Source organism: Rhizobium quercicola, from assembly GCF_021168455.1.
Lineage (GTDB): Bacteria > Pseudomonadota > Alphaproteobacteria > Rhizobiales > Rhizobiaceae > Ferranicluibacter > Ferranicluibacter quercicola.
In genome coordinates, this window is record NZ_JAJOZR010000029.1 from 1 (window position 1) to 5,725 (window position 5,725).

Annotated in this window: 5 protein-coding genes and 2 pseudogenes; 5 read left to right on the forward strand and 2 right to left on the reverse strand. The window is 53.9% G+C overall.

The window, feature by feature from the left end; all coding sequences use genetic code 11:
- Positions 1 to 244 (forward strand): transposase domain-containing protein (locus tag LRX75_RS23160; protein ID WP_231816924.1); only part of this gene is annotated, 244 nt, incomplete at its 5' end.
- A gap of 5 nt (positions 245 to 249) precedes the next feature.
- Positions 250 to 546 (forward strand): annotated as a pseudogene (locus LRX75_RS23165) (transposase); the annotation flags it as partial.
- Positions 547 to 716: 170 nt separating this feature from the next.
- On the opposite strand, the gene LRX75_RS23170 reads toward LRX75_RS23165, so the two are convergent.
- Entirely contained in the window at positions 717 to 2,468 is a 1,752-nt protein-coding gene (locus LRX75_RS23170; protein WP_231816925.1) for a hypothetical protein, read from the reverse strand.
- A gap of 437 nt (positions 2,469 to 2,905) precedes the next feature.
- Here LRX75_RS23170 and LRX75_RS23175 point away from each other — a divergent pair, with 437 nt between their 5' ends.
- The 3 genes and pseudogenes from LRX75_RS23175 to LRX75_RS23185 form a co-directional block, all read left to right on the forward strand.
- Complete coding sequence (locus tag LRX75_RS23175; protein WP_231816926.1) at positions 2,906 to 3,940, forward strand: hypothetical protein; 1,035 nt, start codon at positions 2,906 to 2,908, stop codon at positions 3,938 to 3,940.
- An 8-nt stretch (positions 3,941 to 3,948) separates the two neighbouring features.
- Positions 3,949 to 4,743, forward strand: a complete 795-nt coding sequence (locus LRX75_RS23180; protein ID WP_231816927.1) for a hypothetical protein — start codon at positions 3,949 to 3,951, stop codon at positions 4,741 to 4,743.
- Between the two features lie 499 nt (positions 4,744 to 5,242).
- A pseudogene (locus tag LRX75_RS23185) lies at positions 5,243 to 5,473 on the forward strand (helix-turn-helix domain-containing protein); the annotation flags it as partial.
- A gap of 8 nt (positions 5,474 to 5,481) precedes the next feature.
- Here the strand turns inward: LRX75_RS23185 and LRX75_RS23190 are convergent.
- Positions 5,482 to 5,725 (reverse strand): transposase domain-containing protein (locus LRX75_RS23190; protein ID WP_231816924.1); only part of this gene is annotated, 244 nt, incomplete at its 5' end.

Here is a 5,725-nt window from a genome sequence, read left to right on the forward strand (position 1 = left end):
GCGATCCATCAGGCCAATTGCCCTCAATCGCAAGAATGCGCTCTTCGCAGGCTCCGACGCCGGGGCCGAACACTGGGCGACCATCGCCTCGCTGATCGAGACTGCCAAGCTCAACAATGTCGAGCCGCTGGCCTATATCTCAGACGTCCTCACCCGGATCGTCAACGGGCATCCAAACAGCCAGATCGACGATCTGCTGCCTTGGGCCTACGCCGCAAATCCCGAACTCAAAGCCGTGGCCTGAGAACACCGCTTACCAAGCGGGGCGACATCGTCGTCATGGACAATCTCGGCAGCCACAAATCAGCGGCAATCCGTCAGGCAATCAATGCCGCAGGTGCACGGCTCTGGTTCCTGCCACCGTATTCGCCGGACCTCAATCCGATCGAGCAGGCCTTCTCAAAGATAAAGCACTGGATGCGTAACGCACAGAAGCGAACAATCGACGATACCTGGCGGCATATCGGCGGGCTGGTCGAAACAATCCAACCCGACGAATGTGCAAACTATCTCAAAAATGCAGGGTATGTTTCCGTCAAAAGGTGAAACGCTCTAGCGACTCAGGTCAGGATCCGAAACGATCTCGTACGGCTTTCCCGTTCAAGCTGTTGCCGTTCTACCACCGAGCGGACGTTCGATCCCAGCGAAATCGAGCTACGCAGCATGTCGTGAGCGCGATAATCGGATGAATCGATCGTAATCTTGCAGACGACGCCTTAGCAAGAGGCTTCAACGACGAGCACATGACGGTATGCGCGGGGGTCCGGCATCGCTCCTGCTCCGGCGACGACGGTAAGGGCAAACGTATAGACGGTGTTCGCTGGAGGACGATGAACCTTAACGGAAACCGCCGCTATTCCGCTGGTGAAAGGCCTTGCTTTAAGCTCCTCGCCGTTTTCGAAGATATGAATGAAGCCATTGACGTTTGCGGGATAGAGTAAGTCGATCTCGATGCCGATTTCCTCGAAGCCGCCGGCGGGTACAATCAGAACGCCATTCGCCGCGTTGTAGATATCTGCAAACCGATCAAGGTCACCGCCGGTCACCTTTGCCAAATAGCGGATTTCCTGCGTTCCGCTGACGAGCGCTGCCGATGGGATGCTGTAGGCCTCCAGAATCATCCGCTTCGAGAAGTGAACGATGCCGCCGACCGTGCCGGAGAGAGCGCCCCTGAAGCCGTTCCCGAACCCTCGGTCATCCACATAGACGTGGGCAAGATTTCCGTGGCACAGAATGTTCGGCTGCGCGCGTGCCGCACCGTTCTTCCAGACGTCGCTGTCCTTGAAGATGATGTCGCCGTGGAAACCGGCGTGGACATCGATCATCGGCGCGTTGTCCTGGCTGTGATAGCCATTGCATCCGATAACTTTGAGAAACGGCTTGTCATTCGCGGAATTCGAACCCGAGAGGTTCAACGGATTGCTGATCACCGCAAAGGGCCCGCCGCCTTCGATGACGACACCGCTCAACGTAACCCGACCCCAGCTGAGATCACGGCCCTGAAGGCATGGCCTCATCTCGACGAGGTAATCCGATGCGGAGCCCGAAGTGGGCTGGATGACTTCGCCACCGATAATCATCAGGTTGGACCCGATATTAGTGACCGCCCGAAAGGTCTGGGCGTTCCATGCACCATCGCCGCCGAAGCCATCGGCCGAAAGGCAGGGCGGCGCTACAACCGAAAGATATGTTTGAGCACCCTCGACTTGAAGGGGACGCGGGACACCATATGTCCGCGGCATATGGACGGTGATTTCGGAGGTGATCGAACCGGGACTTGCGACATCACCGACGCGCAAACCGCCCTTCGTTCCGACGATGACCAATTTACTGAGATCGGCGCTCTGAAGCTGTGTGCTGTTATGCATCCAGACAGCATGTTCGTAATTCGACTTGTACTGGCCAAAGACAGTCATGCTCCCGGAGATCGTGAAATTACCCCGGGAAATCTCCAAACCGCAGACCTGCGCGTCATCGGCAATAAGCGTAAGGTCACCTCTTCCGATAATTTCGAAATGCTCGTTGCCGACATTGAGGCGACCGACCGATATCCTCCACTTACCTTGAATATCGAATTTGCCGCCCGATGCCATCGCTGCATCTGCAGCACACTGCCACGCAGCCGTGTCGTCTCCACCCGTGCCTGCACTGGCATCGAAGTCCCTTGGGCTGATGCCGAGCTGAGCCCATTTTCGCTGCGGTGTACTTTCCCCGCCGGTTAGGGGCGAAAAGGGTGACGTCAGTTGTAACGCTGTATCGGCCTTATCGAGAATGTCCCGCAATCTCATCGCGTAGCCGCTGCTTGAGGTGAACGGACTGTCGAGAAGATCGCTCTTTCGGACGTGATCGTCCAGCGCTTCAGGTGTAGACGCTCGCTGCCTTGCCAATGTCATCGTCGCCACTCCCGCGCCGATCGCTCCACCTGCGGCAGCACCGCCAGTCAGCAAATTCCGTTTCGTTATAGCCATTGCAGTCTCCGATGACATAGAAGGGAGAGGGTAAGGCGATGGCAGTTATGTGTGAAGCCCTTCCCACAGCGTGATACACACAACTTTGTTCAGAACTCATTTGCCATTCTGTGCGACCAATGGTTATGACACGCTGGAACTCTTGGAAATCCATGCCGGAGATCAACATCGTTCACATTCAGCGCCGGACGATATCGCCCGCAGCGAATCTTGACTAAAACTGGCGATGGCAAACCAGGCCGCGTGAGCCCAGATTGAAAACTCATGACCCTCCTTGAAACGGGTGCTGGGTCTTTGCAATTCTTTCTCGAAAATCTGCTCCTCGTAAGCCAAGTTTGCTGTGGTCGACTTTCCACAGCCAGCTTTCGCAAAGATGGTCGACCAGCGAGCTGACATAGTCTACGCTCAACGCCTCATATTCGATGAAAGACACACGAATGCCTGTTTCAAGAAAGATGTTGTTCCTTACCCATTGGATGACTGATATTACCGGTTCTTCTGTCGTAATCTTGGAAGCAGCAAAGGCGTTCCAACAGCTCGGGTACGATGCCTACGTCGGTTGCATGAAGTTAACATCGCCGATGGCCACGATTCTTCAACAGAACGGCATCGATGCATTTCAGCTGAGAGACAAAGTAGATCCGGGAGAATATGACGTAATATGGTGCCAACATATCACCTTCGGAATAGTTGACATCGAGAGCTACGTCGGCCGTCCGCTCCCCGCGAAAGTGATTTTCACCCATTTGAGCCCAGCGGTCCCGCTGGAATTACCGACCTACGCGCTAGAGAAAGATCTTGCGAGTGCCATCCTCTGCAATTCGGACGAAACGCTCGAAGCAATTGTCAGCATTCAAGGCAAGACCGGGAGGGAAATCGTTTTCGGCAACGCCGGGCCATCTGCATTTAAGTTTGCGCAACGGGATCGATCTGAACTCGTGAGGGTCCTACTGGTATCGAACCATGTCGTCCCGGAGTTGGAAGACGCCGCGACATACATGCGGAAAGAGTACAACCTGCATGTTGAGAAGCTCGGAGTGAATACTGGTGTCTATCGCCTTGTTACGCCCGATGACATCGCATGGGCGGACGCCGTTATCACCATTGGGAAAAGCGTCATTTACGGGTTGCTTGGTGGCCTCCCCGTCTATGTCTACGGACCTCATGGAGGCGATGGTTACCTTACGGATAATAACTACCAGAAGAATCGGACCCACAATTTTTCCGGCCGTCCGTCATGCGCAAAGAAAACAGGAATGCAAATTGCAGAAGAAATTGTAAACGATCGACAAGCTTCGTTAGACATGATGTTTAATATGCAGAGAACATTCGACATCGATTTCTGCCTGGATAAATTCATTGAGGTTCTATCGGAAAGTTTAACGAAAAGTCCCCCAATTTACGTGCAACGCGAGTGGCTGTTCCAACATCGGCTATATCGTCACGCTGTAGAATCTCTTTTAATAGCATAGGTTAGAAAATGATATATGGTGGCTCCTATAACGTATTCAACGCTGAAGAACATCTGCTTCCATCGTTAAAAGCTATTCGTCCTTGCTTGGATTACATCAATGTTGTCGTGCAATATGTTTCAAACCACGGAATACCGGCGAGCCCCGATCTTGAAGCTGTCATCGAGGAGGCAAAAGCAGGCGGCCTGGTAGATGAGGTCATTCACTACAAACCCGACCTGTCTCTTTCGCCTGCATTTAATGAATTGGCAAAAAGAAATATTGGATTGCAGAAAGCCAAGCGTGCAGCTGTTGATTACTTCATTACGCTAGACTGCGACGAATACTACGTTCAATCCGAATTTGATGCCGCAAAGCAGTTAATCGAGGATGACGGGCTAAAGTCGACTGCTGTTTCAACTTATCTTCACATCAAGCGCCCGATATATCGGTCCGCTCTCCCTGATAATACATGCTGCGCTTTCCTGACGAAACTGGATGTCGATAGCGAGCTTTCCTATGGTGCAGCTTATCCCGCTCTGGTCGATCCGACGCGTAGCCTTCATGGTGATCGAGAGAGCTTTCGCATGCTTCCGACGGAGTTGGTTGCGATGAGACACATGAATCTTGTCCGTCATAACATCGACGGCAAGCTACGAAATTCAACAAATGCAGGTATGGTAGATTTTATGGAACTTGTACGCTCGGCGTACTCTAAATGGAGCCCAGGTAAAGTTCTCAAGTTTCCGAATAAGACGCCGATGGAGATAATAGAGGTCGATGATATTTTCCATATCGACCATATTTTTTCGGAGGTTGTTTAGACATTAGTACGGATGTGTGTGAAAAGTGGGCGGACCAAGGGCGACGACCTCGCATTGGCGGACTACAGCTTTGACCTCTAATTCGGTGGAGCCGCGAACCTGAGGCAGATGGTTGCGGTTTGATTCTTTCATAGCGCTGATGGAACTGGACGGTTTGTCGGCGAAAGAGTGCCTCGGAGTAGGCTAATCAGCACGATCATCGATGAGGCGTGAGTTCGAAGGGCAGCCTCTTTGCGACTGGACAAGGCGCCAAGCACGCTACTCGACGGCCTTCAGTCCCTGGACAAGTTTTCAGGTCCATCGGCAGGCTCCGCCGAGACCGAGCTTCTCGCGAAGCGTCCTGCTTTCGTAATCCGTGCGAAACATCCCGCGCTTGTGCAATTCCGGAACGACCAGTGCGATGAAATCATCTAGAGCGCGTCCTGTGATCGATGAATCGATTGTGAGGTGACTGCTGCAGACCATTCTGATTCAACATCGACCTGCACGGAGGTGGAGAATGGGCAAGGCATTGAGCGGCGATCTTCGGTCGCGGGTCGTGAGGGCATCGGATGAAGGCATGTCGGCGCGGCAGGCGGCAGCACGGTTCGGGGTCGGTGTGTCGAGCGCGATCCGCTGGATTGCGCGGGCCAAGATGGGTGAACTGGCACCGCGACCGCAGGGTCGCCGCCGGAGTTCCAGCCTTGATGGGCATGAAGTCTTCATCGTCGGGCTGATTGAGGAGCGTAAGCGGTGTTCTCAGGCCACGGCTTTGAGTTCGGGATTTGCGGCGTAGGCCCAAGGCAGCAGATCGTCGATCTGGCTGTTTGGATGCCCGTTGACGATCCGGGTGAGGACGTCTGAGATATAGGCCAGCGGCTCGACATTGTTGAGCTTGGCAGTCTCGATCAGCGAGGCGATGGTCGCCCAGTGTTCGGCCCCGGCGTCGGAGCCTGCGAAGAGCGCATTCTTGCGATTGAGGGCAATTGGCCTGATGGATCGC

Coding starts and splice junctions, on each gene's coding strand:
- LRX75_RS23170 (WP_231816925.1), bottom strand. CDS start 2,468: ATGGCTATAACGAAACGGAATTTGCTGACTGGCGGTGCTGCCGCAGGT.
- LRX75_RS23180 (WP_231816927.1), top strand. CDS start 3,949: ATGATATATGGTGGCTCCTATAACGTATTCAACGCTGAAGAACATCTG.
- LRX75_RS23175 (WP_231816926.1), top strand. CDS start 2,906: ATGCCTGTTTCAAGAAAGATGTTGTTCCTTACCCATTGGATGACTGAT.